The sequence below is a fragment of the Nakamurella aerolata genome (assembly GCF_013002705.1).
Taxonomy (GTDB): Bacteria; Actinomycetota; Actinomycetes; order Mycobacteriales; family Nakamurellaceae; genus Nakamurella; species Nakamurella aerolata.
The window spans coordinates 348501-363051 of sequence record NZ_JABEND010000001.1 but is presented as its reverse complement, the minus strand read 5'-3'; the positions used below and the strand labels follow the sequence as shown (position 1 = coordinate 363051).

Genomic DNA, 14551 nt, shown 5'->3' with positions numbered 1-14551 from the left:
TGTTGTGGTGTGCTTGTTCATTGGGGCAGGGTGCGGCGGCGGGCGGCGGCTTGGGCGTATTGGTTCAGGTCGATCACCGCGGCTGAGGCCGCTGGTGTCGGGGTCCTGCCGCGGAGGGTGTCGGCGGCGGCTCGCGCTGCCGGGCCGGGTGGGATCCGTTGTTTGGACCGGTGCGGCGCCGCCGGGGTGGTGGCGGTCATCGCGGCGGTGTTCAACGCGGTGACATGCTGCTCGGTACGGACCACTGCGCCTGCGCCGTCGGGCCGCCGGTGGTGGACCACGACGGTGACACCAGCGTTGGTGGTGATCGACAGAGTGGCCGCATCGAGCCGATGGCTCACGGTCACGAGTTGGCCAGCCTGGGCCGGTGGGACGGAGTAGGTGTTGCCGCGGTAGGACACCAACGCCTGCGCGGAGGCCTTCCTGGCCACGGTGATCACCGCGACCGGCGGTGCAGCGGGGACCGGCCGTAGCGGCTCATGGGCGGCGAGGTCGGCTACGGTGCACCGGTTTCCGTCCGGATCGATGCGGCCGCGTTGGTCGGTGACCTGTTCACAGAAGTCGTCCAGCGATGCCTGCGCTGCCGCAGCAGTAATGTCGTCGGGCAGGCTGCGCCACCAGCGTTGCGCCGCAGTGTGGTTGGCCTTTTCGACCACGCCTTTACGGTTCCCGCGCCGCGGCGGACACACCGTGACCCGGACACCGAAGTGTTTCGCGATCGCGGCGTAGCTGGCGGTGACCTTCGCACTGCTGGGGTGGACGACGGTGGCCATCCGGTCGAACCGCCAATCCTGCGTCACCCCACCGAGTTTGGTCGCGATCTTGTGTTGCGCGGCGGCCAGCTGCGCCTGGTCCATGGCTTCACACAGTTCGCCGCGCCACTTCCCGGAGTGGGCCAACGCGCCGACCAGTAGGCAGGCCTTGCGGCCGTAGCCGTCCCAGCCCGGCGGCGGGTCGGGTAGCTCGACCCAGTCCCACTGGGTTTCCTCACCCGCCGGATGCTCGATGACCGCGACCGGGCGCCCGGTCGCCGGCCGACACCGCTCGCACGGCGGCCGCAGCCCACGCAGGCGCAGCGCCCGGGTGAACGAGGGATACGAGCGGTCGTAGCCCAACCGGCGGACCTCATCGAACAGGGCGGTGGCCCACAGATGCGGGTCCTCAGCCAGCCGGGCGGCGACGTAGTCGACGAACCGGGCGAACGCGTCCTCGCCGGCCGGGGCACGCTGACCGACCTGCCGGACGCCGTTGAGGTAGGCCCGGACCGTCTTACGGTCCCGGCCCACATGCCGGGCGATCGCCGAGATCGACCAGCCCCGTCTTCGTAGTGCATGGATGTCCACGTCGTCCTCCTGTGTGAGCATGAAGCGGGGCCCCTTCGGTCAGCTGGCAGGTGGTCAGAGACCGCCAGCATCGAAGGGGCCCCGCCGCATGTGCGGGAGCCACGCAGGTGGGGAATTTCAGTGAGCAGGACTGGGGAGATTCAGGTAAGCGCCATCACCCGGCAGCTCGAACCGGCCCAGCTCCGACCGGTCGTACTGCAGTTGTCCGTTGGCAGCGGTCGCCGTCGGGCCACCATCGCGAGTCGCGGTGAGTCGGACATAGTCGAGCACCTCACCACACCCGTCGGTGACGGCGACAAGGTTCCCCTGGGGATCCTTCGCGATGCCGATGAGCCCGACCACTTTAGGCGAACAGCCCGCCAGCATCGACGCTGCAAGTCCCACTGCGAGCGCGCCGGCCAGAGAACGCGGGCCCGGACGAGCACGCCGATCCCCCAGCAGGTGACCGCGCCTTCCGCTGACGCTCATCGTCCAATGCTGGAACATCACCGGGCAATCCGCAGCCGGTTCGCGAACTTGTTGTCCGAAAGCCAGTTCCCCGTCTCTCCGTACGACTACCGCAGCCGGATGAGTCCGGCCGCCGTCGGAGTAAAGCCGCACGCGTCGAGATAGAACGAGCGCAGATGCGGTTCGAAGTCGACATGCAGCCATTCGCAGCCGGAGTTGCTGGCGTTTTCGGCGGCCATGCGCACCAGGTCGGTACCGATGCCCGCTCGGCCACGCGTCGGGTCGACCATGGTGTCGAGGATGAAGGCGTGCACGCCGCCGTCCCACGCGACATTGACGAACCCGACGAGCGCGCCGTCGTCCGCGCGGGCGGTGACCCAGCCGAGGCTGTATCGCTCCAGCTTCGCGGTCCAGTCGTCTCGGATCGGACCGTGCTGAAACGCGTTGGCGTGCAACCGATTCACTTCGTCGTTGCCGAACGCGCCCCGCCATGCCATGGTCACCATGCTCCGACACTATCCGTGGAAGCCGCTGGTATCACAGCATTTTCAGCCAGGGATGAGCAGGATGCGCAAGCCCCAGCGCCCAGCGCAGCCAGTCGCGTGAGTCAGTGTTCAGTAGCGGACGACATGCATCGAAGTCGAGTTGGTCCTTGGGTCTGAGACCCTGAGCCTTGTGCAGCAGCTGCACTTCTGGGCGTAGATATGGGATTCCCGCACGTTCCCAGACGATGTCAGGCAGCGACCGACGGATGCGGGCGTCTCGTTTGAAGGTCCACGTGGTCGACGAGGCATCCATCAGGATGAAGTCGTATTCCCACGGATCGGCTCCGCTGCGGCGCAACCACAGGTTTTCGCAGGTGTCCGAGACCGGATCGGTTTCGCTGACGAGCGGCCGCAAACTGCCGTCGTCCGCCTGCCAGATGTCGTAGCGGCCAGCCAGGTGGGCGCGCAACGCAGGGATGTCCCGCTGAGGAATGCTCGGATCGATATCGTCGTGCGACCGATGCGGGCCGGCGAACGCTTCAATGGCCCAGCCGCCGGCGATCCACCAAAGCCCGTCGTATCCAGCGAACAGGTCGGCAACATCGTCAGGTCCACGCTGCACCCACGGCCCGTACAGCCGGACGATCTCGTCGTGGTCCACCCGACGGATCGTACGGGCCATGCACTGCTCAGGTCGTTCACCCGCCCACCGGCACACGAACTCATCGGGCGCCGGCCCCCACGGGATACCCTCGCGGAGTGAACACCGGGCCAGCAACTGGCGGCGCGGCAACGATCCGTGCCTGCACGGCAGCGGATGTTGAACTGTTGGCGGCGTTGGAACCAGCCGGAAAGAACTATGCTCGCAGCACCTTTCGCCGCCAGGAGCATGGCGAGTGCGTCCTGCTCGTTGCCTGGTTGGGTACCACCCCCGTCGGATCCGGTGAACTGGAGTGGAGCGCAGTTCCGGAGCTGAAGAACCTTCGGGTGGCTGAACGCTGGCGCGGCCGTCGCATCGGCACCGCGCTCATCGGAGCAGCAGAGCAGCAGTCGGCCGCTGCAGAAGCGATGGAAATCGGCGTGGGACAGGACAATCCCGCTGCGAGGAGACTCTACGAGCGCCTCGGATATGCCCCCACGGGTCGTTCGGAAACATTCTCGTACCACTACATCGACAACCAGGGCGTCCGCCAAGCGGCTACCGAGGCGGTCGATTATCTGCGAAAGCGCCTTGGTAGCGCCTCGCCGCTCATCTGATTTGGCCGATGTCGATGCGCTCGGTCCAGCGTTGGTCGGGATCCGGCGCCGGCACCGAGGCCAGCAGCAGGCGGGTGTAGTCGTGCGAGGGGGCCGCCATCACCTCGGCGACGGCGCCCTGTTCGACGATGCGGCCCTTGTTGATCACCATGATGTCACCGCCAAGGTAGTGCACAGACGAGAGATCGTGGGTGATGAACAGGGTGGTGATTCCGTACCTGACGCGAAAGTCTTGCAGGATGTCGAGAAATCCCCTGCGGGTCTGAGCATCCAGCATCGACGTCGGCTCGTCGGCGATCACGAACTGTGGCCGCAGCAGATGGATCCGGGCGAGCATGATCCGCTGACGCTGGCCACCGGAAAGCTGGTGTGGGTAACGGCCCAGCACCGACTCGGGTTGCAGTTTGACGGCCCGCAACGAGTCCCTGATCGCCTCGTCCGCCGCCCGCTTGTTCGGTAGGTCGGTCAACTTACGGACCGCGGTCCAGAACACCCGGTCAACCCGGTAGAACGGGTTGAAGATGGCATAGGGGTCTTGGAACACCGGCTGCACATTGCGCCGGAACTCGCTGCGCTGCTTGCGATTCAGGCGCAGAACATCTTTACCACCGTAGGTCACCGCGCCGCTGGTGGGGCGTTGCAGCCCTAGTACCTGCCGGGCGATGGTGCTCTTACCCGATCCACTCTGGCCGACCAGGCTGACGATGCGGGCCGGCTCGCGGTCCAGCTCGAACGAGACGTCGTCAACGGCCAGCACCGCCCCGCGCCCGGAGCCGAAGCGCTGCACCAGGTGCTCGGCCCTGATCGAGGCTCCTGCCCCGTCGGGCGCCTCGGCGGCTACGGCAGTCTCGGCGGCCCTTACTGCTTTGGCGTCGGCCGGTTCCGTCATCGGTCGTCCTCCCCGGTGGCGACCGGGTGGCCCGCGTTGACGCCGACCGCGGCCCCGGCCAGCTTGGGAATCGACTCGATCAGCCGCCTGGTGTACTCGTGCTGCGGCTGGTGGAACACCTGACGCACCTCCCCCACCTCGACCACGGCGCCGTCCAGCATCACGGCGACTCGGTCGGCCAGCTGCGCATGCACGCCCATGTCGTGTGAGATCAGGATGATGGTGACCCCGGAGTCCCGGCTCAGGTCGGCCAGCGTCTGCAGGATCACCCGCTGCACGGTGACGTCCAGCGCCGTTGTGGGCTCGTCGGCGACGATCAGATCCGGTTCCAACGAGATGGCGATGGCCATCAGCACCCGTTGCCGCATGCCGCCGGACAACTCGTGCGGGTAAGACCGGGCCACCGACGGATCAAGACCAACCTGCTGCAGCAGACGCGGAATCAGCGTCGGTAGCTCGGCTTTGCGCTTCGGGGCGTGCTCGAGAATCACGTCGGCGAACTGCCGCTCGATCCTGGCCACCGGGTTCAGTGAATTCATCGAACCCTGCGGTAGGTATGACAACGACGACCAGCGCAACCGGCGCAGCCGGTTACCGGTAATGGCAAGCAGGTCAACGCCTTCCGGTGCACTGCCGGGAAAGAACTGCGCGGTGCCGCCGCTGACCCGTCCCGGCTTCTTCAGCAGTCGCAACAGGGTGGCCGCCATCGTCGTCTTGCCGCTGCCGGATTCGCCTGCGATGCCGAGAATCTCACCCCTGCGCACCTGCAGGTTGACGTCTTTCACCGCGACCAGATCGCCGGAGCCCGTGGCATATGCCACCGACAGGTCGGCGATGTCGAGGATGACGTCCAGGTCGCGGCCTGCGCCGGCCGGATCGGTCGTTCCAGTTGCGACGCCGTCCGAAACGCTCGCCGCGGCTGTCGTGGTCAGCGCGTCAGACACCGGAGACGCTCCGCAGCCGCGGGTTGTAGACCTCTTCCAACCCGATGTTGATGAGGTTGAGCCCGGCGAACAGCGCCGTCAGCAGAATGATCGGAACGACGAACAACGGCCACGCTCCCAACGTCAACGCACCGGTGCTGATTGCCACGAAAATGAGGTGCCCGAGATCGATCACGCCGGCCGGGCCCAGACCGATCACCTCCAACCCGATCAGACCGAAGATGGATCCGAGCGCCGAGGTGGCGAACCCCACCATCACGTACGGCAACAGATTCGGCAGCAGCTCTTTGAAGATGATCTCAAGGTCGCGGGAGTTGGTGGTCTTGGCCAGGTCGACGTACGCCCTGGTCCGCAACGTCAGCACCTGCGAGCGGATGGTGCGGGCAGCGAACGGCCAGCTGAAGATCGACAGCATCAACCCGACCTCGAACAGGGTGACCTCCTTCGCATAGGCCGACAAAGTGATCAGCAGCGGGAACGTCGGCACCACCAGCAGAATCGAGGTGAAGAACGACAGCACGGTGTCGACGAAACCGCCGAGGTAACCGCCGACGAACGCCACGATGACGCCGATCACCGTGGAGACCAGCCCCGCGATCGCCCCGATCTGAAGCGACACCAGCACACCCCTGCACACCATGACGAGAATGTCTCGGCCGTACTGATCGGTGCCTAGCGGGTGCGCGCCCGAGGGTTTCAGCCACCGCGGGAAGGCGGCCGTTTCGGTGGGGTCCTGCCCGCCGCCGATCGCCTGGGCCACCAGCGGTGCGGACAAGCCGATGGCGACCAGCAGCAGGATGAGCAGGATGCCGATGGTCAGCTTCGGGCTGCGGCGCAGCAGTGACAAGCGACCGGCGGTTCGCTTGGGGGCGCTCAGCGTCGTCGTCATCGCCACCCCTTAATCCGCGGGTCGAGCAACGGCAGCACCAACTCAAGGACGAAGTTGGCCGTCAGCACCGCGAAGATGGCCAGACTGGTGATGCCCATGATGGTGTTCAGGTCTTGCAACTTGATGGCGGCGACCAGCGTCGAGCCAAGGCCCGGATAGCTGAACAACTGCTCGACCAACACATTGCCGTTGAAGATGAAGCCGAGTCCGAGCCCGAACGCGGTGACCTGCGGCAAGTAGCAGTTGCGCAGCGCGTACTTGCGCAGAATCACCGAGGGGCGAAGGCCTTTCGCCTCTGCGTAGCTCAAGAAGTCCTCCCCCAGCAGCGGCACGATGAGCATCCGCGTCGACAGCAACCAGCCCAGCGAACCGATCACCACGATCGACACCGCGGGCAGAATCCCGTGCTGCAGCACGCTGCCGATGAACTCGAGGTTCCAGCCCGGCGTGAGCTGGGAATCGTACGCGGAGCGGTTCGGCAACACCCCGAGCAGGTACGAGAACACGTACACCAGCACCAGCGCCACGAAGTAGAACGGCATCTGCGAGAACGCGATCGCCACGTTCGCCGTGACTTCGGCACCCAGCCTGCCGCGTCGCCAACCGGCGATCGCCCCGGCGGCCACCCCGATCACCCACGACAGCACCGCGGTGATTCCCATCAGGCCGATGGTCCACGGCAGCGCCGCACCGATCACGTCCTGCGCCGGCGTCGGATACGACAGCAGCGACGGTCCGAAATCCTGGTGCAGCACCAGGTTCTTCATGAACCGCAGGTACTGCTCGATGACGCTGCCGTCAAGGCCGAACTCGGTGCGGTACCTGGCGACCAGGTCACCGCTGGCTTGCACGGTGGTGCCGTACTGCTGCTGCATCGACTGCAACACCGTCGACACCGGGTCGCCTGGCAGCATCCGGAAGAAGAAGAACGCGATCGTTAGGGCACCCCACAGCGACGCGAGGTAGAGCAGGAAACAGCGGAGCGCGTAACGGAACCACGGCCTGCGCTCCCACAACGATGACCGCTCTTCCGGTGGCGGGGCGCCCGGCTCCAGCGCCGGCTCGGTGCTCGTTCCGCCGGCGAGGGGGAACGACACCGCTATCCCTTGAGCCCGGTGGGCTGCAGCTTGCCGATGACGAAGACGAAGGCACCCCACCAGTTCAGCGGAATCTGGTAGATGTTGTCCCCGGCCGCCCACCCGGTCCAGAATGCTGTGTTGAAGTACTGCGGGGCCACCTGTTGCACGATCGGGATGAAGGGCATCTCGGTGTAGTACAGCTCGAGCAGCTGGTTTCGCAGCGCCGGTGCCTGGGGTGAATCCGGCGGAATCGCGGTGAGCTGGTCGACCAGCTTGTCCACCTCGGGGTTCTTCAATCGCACCGGGTTCTTGCTGGCTGATCGCTGCCCGATCGGCTTGGCGAAGTCCGAGCGCAGGTTGGTGAACATCTCGACCGGATCCATCTTGACGTCGCACGACCACTGCGAGGCGACGTCGAACTGCCCGGCCTGGAACTGTTGGTCGAACACCGCGGGAGTCAGTGCACGACAGGTGGACTCGATGCCCTGCGCCACCAGCTCGGCCTTGAGCAGATCACCGAAGATGAACACCGGATCGGTGACGGGCACCGGGGTGGTGATGTCGATGCTGGCCGGCTTGCCCTTGTACATGCGCTTGCCATCCGCGCCCTTCGGCGCGACCTCATCAAGCAGTTTGGCCGCGGCCGCCGGGTCGTACCGCATCGGGTGCTCTTTGGCGATGGAGGCAGTCTCGAAGGTCTTGTTGCTCTTGTAGTCCGCCCACGGCCACTGCGCAGGCGGCGCCGGAGTGGTGACCACCTGTGAGCCGATCTTCTCGCGGTTGACGAGCAGCGCAAGCGCCTGCCGCACCTTGGGTTCGCCGATGATGCCGCGGGCCGGATCGCAGTTCACCCAGAACCCACGCGGGCACGGGTCGCGGAACTGCGCTTCGGCGATTGCCGGATAGCCCTTGCTCATCAATGCTTGCGCGTGCGGATCGTCCAGTGAGCCGACATCGAACTGAGCCCGCTCGAAGGCCAGCGACGCCGCATCCGCCTGCTCGTTGATGCTGGTGTACACCACGTACTGGGGTTTCGGGTTGAGCTTGGCGGTGTTCCAGTACTGCGGGTTCCGCTCCCAGACGAACATCTTCTGGGACGGGATCACCTGCTTGAGCTTGTAGCTGCCGGTGCGGATCGCCTTGGGATCCTTGAACTTCAGCGGGTCCTGCCCCTTCCAGATGTGCTGGGGCAGAATGTCGAACCCGTCGACGATGGTCGCGATGAACATGTAGTGCAGGCGCGGATTCGGCTTGCTCATGCTGATCACCGCGGTCTGCGGATCGGTGACCTTCACGTCTTTGACGTAGGTCTTGAGATCACCGCCGCCTCCGATCAGCTCTGGGTTGTCCCGTTTGAGCAGCAGGGTGAACGCGAAGTCGTTGGCCGTCATCGGCTTTCGGTCGCTCCAGGTCACCTTGGGATCGAAGGTGATGGTCAGCTGGTCCGATGCGTCGTTGTACTTGTAGCCCGTCGCCAGCCACGGCAGCAGCTCGCCGGTCGCCAGGTTCAGGTAGAACATGTACTCCTTGGCGACCGTGAAGAACCCCGAGCCCAGTGCAGCACCGTTGGGCACCATCGAGTTCCAGTTGTCGAAGGTGGTCATGTCGACCTGACCGATGATCACCGTCTGGTCCCGCGGCGTCGGAATGTTGGCCTTGCCAGGCTGGATGGTGCCGGTCGGTTTGGGACGGGACGCACCACCGGAACCGCCGGCGCCGGCGGCGCCACTGCTCTCACCGCCGACGTATGACTTGTCGTCGCCGGAGCCGCAACCGACCAGCAGCCCACCGGCCAGCGCTGCGGCCGAACCGAACAGCGCGCGCCGACCCAGTCGATGGAGTAGGAAATCGTTCACGTCAACGGTCAGCGGATCGCGATCCACGGCGGGCTCCTCATCGTCGGCGCACGGCATTGTGTGTGTGCACATTCACACGCGAGCGGCCGCTTGTCAATAACTTGGATAAACCCCGCTGAACGGCGGCCGTAGCTGACGTACCCAGGATCAACCGCATGACGGCGCGCCGTTCCCGTTGTCCTGCAGTAAATATCGCCAGGTCAGACGGCTGCCTCGGCGTGCGCCGGACCTGTGCTGGCGGACGAGTTACTCCACCGTATGGACATTCGAGGAATGCCAGGTTGAGCGTCATGACGGGTGCCGGCACAGCCAGCTCGGAGTCGGACCGGCCCGCACCGCCGTCGGGGCTGCACGCGCGCGCGGACGCCGCTGGTCAGGGCCGCAGGCTCAGAAAGTCCGGGCGCACCGACAAGGCGTGGTCGAGCACCAACGAGGCGGCGCCCATGGCACCGCCGGTGTCGGCAAATCGGGAGGCGCTGAGCCGGACGCTGCCGACCGAGCGGAGCACGGCTTCGGTGGCGAGGGTCGCCGGCATTCCGGCGAGCACGCGCTCGGCCATCATCGACCAGTACGGTCCCCCGAACACGACTTCTCGAACATCAAGCAGGTCAGTCACTCTGGCGACACCGACCGCGAGTCGGCTGATGTAGTTCTCGACGATGTTGCCGGCAGCGGAGTCGTTCTCGGCGGCGTCCCAGATCTCCCGGAAGCGTGCATCCACGTCGTCCACCGCGGCGGACGCCGGAGGCGCGACAACACCGGCGGCGACACCGTCGGCCACCACGCTGGTCGGCTCCAGGAGTGGTCCCAACTCCCCCACCCGGCCGCAGCGGGTGCAGCGGGGGCCGTCGTGTGCGACCACCAAATGTCCGACCTCGCCGAAGTTTTGGCTGGCGCCGCGCAACACCTGGCCATCAAGGACGGCACCGATCCCCACGCCGGTGCCCAGGTAGAAGTACAGGAAGCTGGCTGTCTCGTCCGACAGCCTTGCCCAGTTCTCGCCGATTGTTGCGGCCACCACGTCCTTCTCGAGCATCACCGGCAGGCCGAGCCGCTGGCCCAGGTCGGCAACCACCGGAACATTGCGCCAACCGGTCAGCAACGGGGGGTCCAGCACCACTCCGTTGGCATGATCGATCGGTCCGGGGGCGCCCACCCCAACGCCCATCACCGCCGTATGGTCGGCGCCCGCTTTCCGGAGAATCTGCTTGATCGACGTGGCAATGGCCGACAGCACATGCCGCGGGCTGCCGACCGTCGGCGTGGTGCGCGCGCCCCGGGCGACCATCGCGCCGCTGACGTCGACAACGACGAAGTCGATGACGAGCGGATCCAGATGCACCCCGACCGCGAATCCCCCGCCGGCGTTGAGCCGGAGCATCGTCCTCGGCTTGCCCGGCCCGGTGGCCGCCCGCCCGGTCTCGCGGATCAGATTGGAATCGAGGAGGCGCCGCGTCACGTTCGAAACCGTCTGCGGCGACAGGCCTGTCAGCTCGGCGAGCTCGGTGCGACTCACATCCCCGGCCTGACGCCGGATCGTCTCAAGAACGACGCGTTGGTTGAAGTCGGCCAGCCTCGGCATGTTTGCGCCGCGGGATGCGAACGTCATCGGACGCCACCGGTGCGCTGCGGGAGGCAAATCACAGCCCCCGCCGCGGGTTCGACGTGCCCGTACGCACTCGCGGATTCCGGGCGGGCAGGCAACACCTTGCACACCGTAGCGATCTGCGCTGGGCAAGTCCATCCACTTTGTCACTTCTTTCCGGCGCGCCACGACCCAGCCCGGGTGGCCCGTCGCGTTTCGGTGCCGACCGGACCGATCGTGCGAAACCATTCATCAGCAAATGATGTGTCGAGGGATGTCTGGAATGGTCCAGGCAGGGCGCAGTTGATGTACCGAGCGCGACCCGGACTACCGGCGAGACGCAGTCAGCTCCGGCGATCAAGGCCGGCGAGCCGGACGACGGCGGCGAAGCCGTCGTCGGTGCCCGGCCAGTGCGCGCGCACGGCCGCCAGACCCGCCCGCCGGACGACGCCGCGGAGCACCGCTGTCACCACGATGGCGTCGTCGGCGTAGCCCAGCACCGGGATGAAGTCAGGCACGAGGTCGATCGGCGACGCCAGATACACCAGCAGCAACCCCAGCCGGATCCGCACCCCGCGCGGCAGGGTCTTGTCCGCGGCGAGTCGGCGCACCAGGCGCAGCACGTCGGGCAGCAACCGAAGTGCCTCCGGCAACAAGCCGCGGCGTGGCCGCACGATGACCAGGACGATGATCAGGGCGATCCAGGCCAGCAGTAGTGCGGCGCCCAGCCCAATCAGCAGATCCCAGCCGAGCGAGCCCGTCATCGGCACCTCACCGCCCTTCGCCTCGCCTGCCCTACTGCCTCACAGCCTGCGCCGACTCTGCCTCGAATGCCACAAAGCCGCCCGGACCTTGCGGTCGCGGGCGGCTCAGCGGTGGGACGGCCCTGCCAGTGCGCCTCTCGGCGAGTGGCCGCTCGTAGCGGCAATAGGTTGGGGCCCGGGGCATGTCCAGGACCGTCGACAGGTGTAACCGCCGCCGGCGGCAGATCATTCCCGCGCCCCAATCGAGCGGGCCGCCGGTAGGTAGGTTCGACGGATGGCCTGCCGAATCAGTGAGCTGGTGCTGGAATGCCGCGACCCGGAGCTGCTGGCGCAGTTCTGGTGCAACGTCTTGGATTTCGTCGTTCTCGATCGGGAGCTGCAACCGGATGGCACCGTCGGGGAGGTGGAGATCGGCGCCGCCGACGGATTCGGCGGCCGGCAGCCGACCATCATTCTGAGCCGGAACGACGATCCGGCAACGGCGAAGCCGCGCCTGCACATCGACGTCAACGCCACCGACCGCGATCAGGACGCCGAACTGGAGCGGCTGCTGGCGCTCGGCGCGCGCCCCGCCGATGTCGGCCAGACCGGTGATGAGCAATGGCACGTACTCGCCGATCCCGAGGGTAATGCGTTCTGCCTGTTGAAGGCCCGACTCCCTGCGGTCTGACACGATCGCGGGGTCACCGAACTGGTGGCAGCCCCGGGTCGACACCGCGGTTCGACCGGGCCGGCTGGTCACCGTCGGGCGGTTCCGGTTGCTGGGCGGCCGCTGTCGGGCGTGGCCAGGCCAGGGCAACCGCCAGGGCGCCAATGCCGAGGCCAAGCCATTGCCAGAGAGTCGGTGGCTGGCCCAGCATCAGCCACACCCACATCGTCGTCACCGCCGGCGTCAGATACAGCAGCAGGCTGGTACCGGTACTGCCCAACCGGCGCAGACACATGACGAAGCAGAGATAGCCGCCGATGCCGGACAGCAGCACCAACCAGCTGAGTGCTCCGATCAACTGCCAGCTGAGCGCGACCGATAACCGGTGCGTGACCATGGCGAACCCCGCGAACACCACTGCCGACACGGTGACCTGCACGGTCAGCGCCGTCGGCGCGTCCAGCTGCGGACGCCACCGCCGCTCCAGTAGCGCGGCCCCGGACAGGGCGAGCACGCTCGCGACCGGGAGCACCAGCAAACCCGCCGAACCCGAAGCGTCGCCACCGACCGCGATGGCGACGGCACCGAAGCCGAGTCCGAGGCCGATAACCTGACGCGCGGAAACCGCGTCCCCCCAGCCGATTCGGCCCGCCAGGAGCACCAGCATGGGTTGCAGCCCGCACACCAGGGCGACCGCGCCCGCACTGACTCCCCCGGCCGTCGCGGCGAACACCCCGCCCAGAAACACCACGTGGGCGAGCAGCCCGATAACGGCTTGGCGCAGGAGTTCCGTGCGAGACAAGCGATGCCACCGGCCCATGGTGACGGCGAGCAGCAGGACGGCCGTCACCAGGTAGCGCCACGCCAACACTCCGGCCGTCGATCCGGCTGGTTCGGCCAACACCGCGCCGACAAAACCGGACGACCAGCACAGCACGAAGCCGATACTCCAGCCGAGCGATCGCCGATCTCCCGTCATGGCGTCGAGGTAACCATACCGGTCGGTATACTCGCAGTGCACGCCCCACTTCACGCCCTGCTGAACGGACTCGCCATGCGCAGCGTACTGACCCTGCAACCGGTTCCACTGCCGGTCACCACCGGTGCCGGCGAGCGACTGCTCGACGCGGCCGAAGACCTTTTCTATTGGCGCGGCATCGGTGCGGTGGGCGTCGACCTGGTGGCGGAGACCGCCGGCGTCACCAAACGAACTCTCTACCAACGGTTCGGCTCCAAGAGCGAGCTGGCGTGCGCATACCTGCAGCGCCGCGCCCACCACTGGCAGGCGCTGCTGCTCGACACCCTGTCGCTCACGCGCGACGAAGAGCGACCGCTCGTGGTGTACGACGCCGCCGCGCGCTGGGCCGAGCAGAACCCACGTGGCTGCGCATTCGTCAACGCCTGGGCCGAGTTCGGGAACACCGCGCATCCGGTGGCCGCCGTGGTCTGCGACGAGAAACGCTGGATGCGCCAGCTCTTTCGTAGCCTGGTGTCGAGCAAGGCGAAGGCCGATCACCTGCAGTTGCTGTACGAGGGCGCTCAGGTGATCGCGAGCACGCTCGGCGACCACGCCGCCTATGCCAGGGCCAAAAAGGGCGCCCGAGCGGTGCTTGCCGGGAACCAGCCGGGTCGAGCGCCGGCCGCTCAACCCACCCGTAGCACGAAGGGGTAGCCGTCGGGGTCGGCCAGCCTCACCGATTCGGTACCCGCGCTGTCCGCGCGCGGCTGGTCGACGACGGCGGCACCCAACGCCAGCAACCGATCGATCTCGGCACCCAGCGGCTGGTCGGTCGCGGCCTCGAGATGCTGCGGCCGCGGACCGTGGCGGGTCGCCGGCGTACCGCTCCAGGCGACCTTGGTACCCCCGTGCGGTGACTGCACAACGGTTTCACCGTCGCGGTCCCAGACCAGCGGCCAGCTCAGAGCCTGGCTCCAGAATAACCCGACCGATCTGCTTCCGGTGCCGGCGATCTCACCGAAGAATCCGGTCCCCACCAGGTAGTTGTTGCGCAGCAGCACACAGAACTCGTTGCCCTCCGGATCGGCGAGGACCACGAAATCGGCGTCAGGACCCTGGCCGACGTCGGCCGGAACAGCGCCGCGCGCGAGCGCCGCGGCCACTGTCACCTGCTGGTCGTCGACCGAGTCGGTCACCAGGTGCAGATGCGTCGGGTTGGGATCGGGCGCGCGACCCACTCCCGGAGCGAATCGTAGGCCCGCGCGGGTCCGGTCGCCCGGCAGCAGGGTGCCGGCGTTGTCGCGCACCGGTGTCACGTCCAGCAGCTCACTCCAGAACTGCCCCAAGCGGTCTGGATCGCGGGCTTCGAAGACGGTGCTGATCAGCTGCACGCCCATCCGGCCACC

General features: G+C 66.9%; 16 protein-coding genes. 3 read left to right on the top strand and 13 right to left on the bottom strand.

The features are described 5' to 3' along the window. Positions 1-17: 17 nt before the first annotated feature. The 4 genes from HKD39_RS01585 to HKD39_RS01570 form a co-directional block, all read right to left on the bottom strand. Complete coding sequence (locus HKD39_RS01585) at positions 18-1364, bottom strand: Mu transposase domain-containing protein (RefSeq protein ID WP_171198070.1); 1347 nt, start codon at positions 1362-1364, stop codon at positions 18-20. Between the two features lie 96 nt (positions 1365-1460). Then, positions 1461-1811, bottom strand: a complete 351-nt coding sequence (locus HKD39_RS01580) for a hypothetical protein (RefSeq protein ID WP_171198069.1) — start codon at positions 1809-1811, stop codon at positions 1461-1463. Between the two features lie 86 nt (positions 1812-1897). Continuing rightward, positions 1898-2296 (bottom strand): GNAT family N-acetyltransferase, encoded by a 399-nt coding sequence (locus tag HKD39_RS01575; protein ID WP_171198068.1) that lies wholly within the window; start codon positions 2294-2296, stop codon positions 1898-1900. Positions 2297-2327: 31 nt separating this feature from the next. Continuing rightward, complete coding sequence (locus HKD39_RS01570; protein WP_212753769.1) at positions 2328-2936, bottom strand: nucleotidyltransferase domain-containing protein; 609 nt, start codon at positions 2934-2936, stop codon at positions 2328-2330. 98 nt (positions 2937-3034) lie between these two features. On the opposite strand from HKD39_RS01570, the gene HKD39_RS01565 reads away from it, so the two are divergent. Beyond that, positions 3035-3532: a GNAT family N-acetyltransferase gene (locus tag HKD39_RS01565; protein ID WP_212753768.1), complete on the top strand. Its 498-nt coding sequence runs from the start codon at positions 3035-3037 to the stop codon at positions 3530-3532. On the opposite strand, the gene HKD39_RS01560 is transcribed toward HKD39_RS01565, so the two are convergent. The 7 genes from HKD39_RS01560 to HKD39_RS01530 form a co-directional block, all read right to left on the bottom strand. Further along, on the bottom strand, positions 3525-4421 hold the full coding sequence (locus tag HKD39_RS01560) for an ABC transporter ATP-binding protein (protein WP_171198067.1): 897 nt from the start codon (positions 4419-4421) through the stop codon (positions 3525-3527). The genes HKD39_RS01565 and HKD39_RS01560 overlap by 8 nt on opposite strands. After that, positions 4418-5365 (bottom strand): ABC transporter ATP-binding protein, encoded by a 948-nt coding sequence (locus HKD39_RS01555; protein WP_212753767.1) that lies wholly within the window; start codon positions 5363-5365, stop codon positions 4418-4420. The genes HKD39_RS01560 and HKD39_RS01555 overlap by 4 nt, the downstream gene beginning before the upstream one ends. Then, positions 5358-6254 (bottom strand): ABC transporter permease, encoded by an 897-nt coding sequence (locus tag HKD39_RS01550; protein ID WP_171198066.1) that lies wholly within the window; start codon positions 6252-6254, stop codon positions 5358-5360. Before HKD39_RS01550 ends, HKD39_RS01555 begins: the two co-directional genes overlap by 8 nt. Then, on the bottom strand, positions 6251-7351 hold the full coding sequence (locus tag HKD39_RS20200) for an ABC transporter permease (RefSeq protein ID WP_212753766.1): 1101 nt from the start codon (positions 7349-7351) through the stop codon (positions 6251-6253). Before HKD39_RS20200 ends, HKD39_RS01550 begins: the two co-directional genes overlap by 4 nt. A gap of 2 nt (positions 7352-7353) precedes the next feature. Next, positions 7354-9216 (bottom strand): ABC transporter substrate-binding protein, encoded by a 1863-nt coding sequence (locus tag HKD39_RS01540; RefSeq protein ID WP_212753765.1) that lies wholly within the window; start codon positions 9214-9216, stop codon positions 7354-7356. Between the two features lie 346 nt (positions 9217-9562). Beyond that, positions 9563-10798 (bottom strand): ROK family transcriptional regulator, encoded by a 1236-nt coding sequence (locus HKD39_RS01535; protein WP_171198064.1) that lies wholly within the window; start codon positions 10796-10798, stop codon positions 9563-9565. A gap of 320 nt (positions 10799-11118) precedes the next feature. Next, positions 11119-11538: a YkvA family protein gene (locus HKD39_RS01530; protein ID WP_171198063.1), complete on the bottom strand. Its 420-nt coding sequence runs from the start codon at positions 11536-11538 to the stop codon at positions 11119-11121. Positions 11539-11812: 274 nt separating this feature from the next. On the opposite strand from HKD39_RS01530, the gene HKD39_RS01525 reads away from it, so the two are divergent. Further along, on the top strand, positions 11813-12208 hold the full coding sequence (locus HKD39_RS01525; RefSeq protein ID WP_171198062.1) for a VOC family protein: 396 nt from the start codon (positions 11813-11815) through the stop codon (positions 12206-12208). A 13-nt stretch (positions 12209-12221) separates the two neighbouring features. Here HKD39_RS01525 and HKD39_RS01520 read toward each other — a convergent pair whose 3' ends face one another. After that, complete coding sequence (locus HKD39_RS01520) at positions 12222-13166, bottom strand: DMT family transporter (protein WP_171198061.1); 945 nt, start codon at positions 13164-13166, stop codon at positions 12222-12224. Positions 13167-13241: 75 nt separating this feature from the next. On the opposite strand from HKD39_RS01520, the gene HKD39_RS01515 reads away from it, so the two are divergent. Then, positions 13242-13859 (top strand): TetR/AcrR family transcriptional regulator, encoded by a 618-nt coding sequence (locus HKD39_RS01515; protein WP_171198060.1) that lies wholly within the window; start codon positions 13242-13244, stop codon positions 13857-13859. Here the strand turns inward: HKD39_RS01515 and HKD39_RS01510 are convergent. After that, positions 13832-14542 carry a VOC family protein gene (locus tag HKD39_RS01510; protein ID WP_171198059.1) on the bottom strand — a complete coding sequence of 237 codons (711 nt, stop codon included), beginning with the start codon at positions 14540-14542 and terminating at the stop codon, positions 13832-13834. The genes HKD39_RS01515 and HKD39_RS01510 overlap by 28 nt on opposite strands. Between the last annotated feature and the right edge of the window lie 9 nt (positions 14543-14551).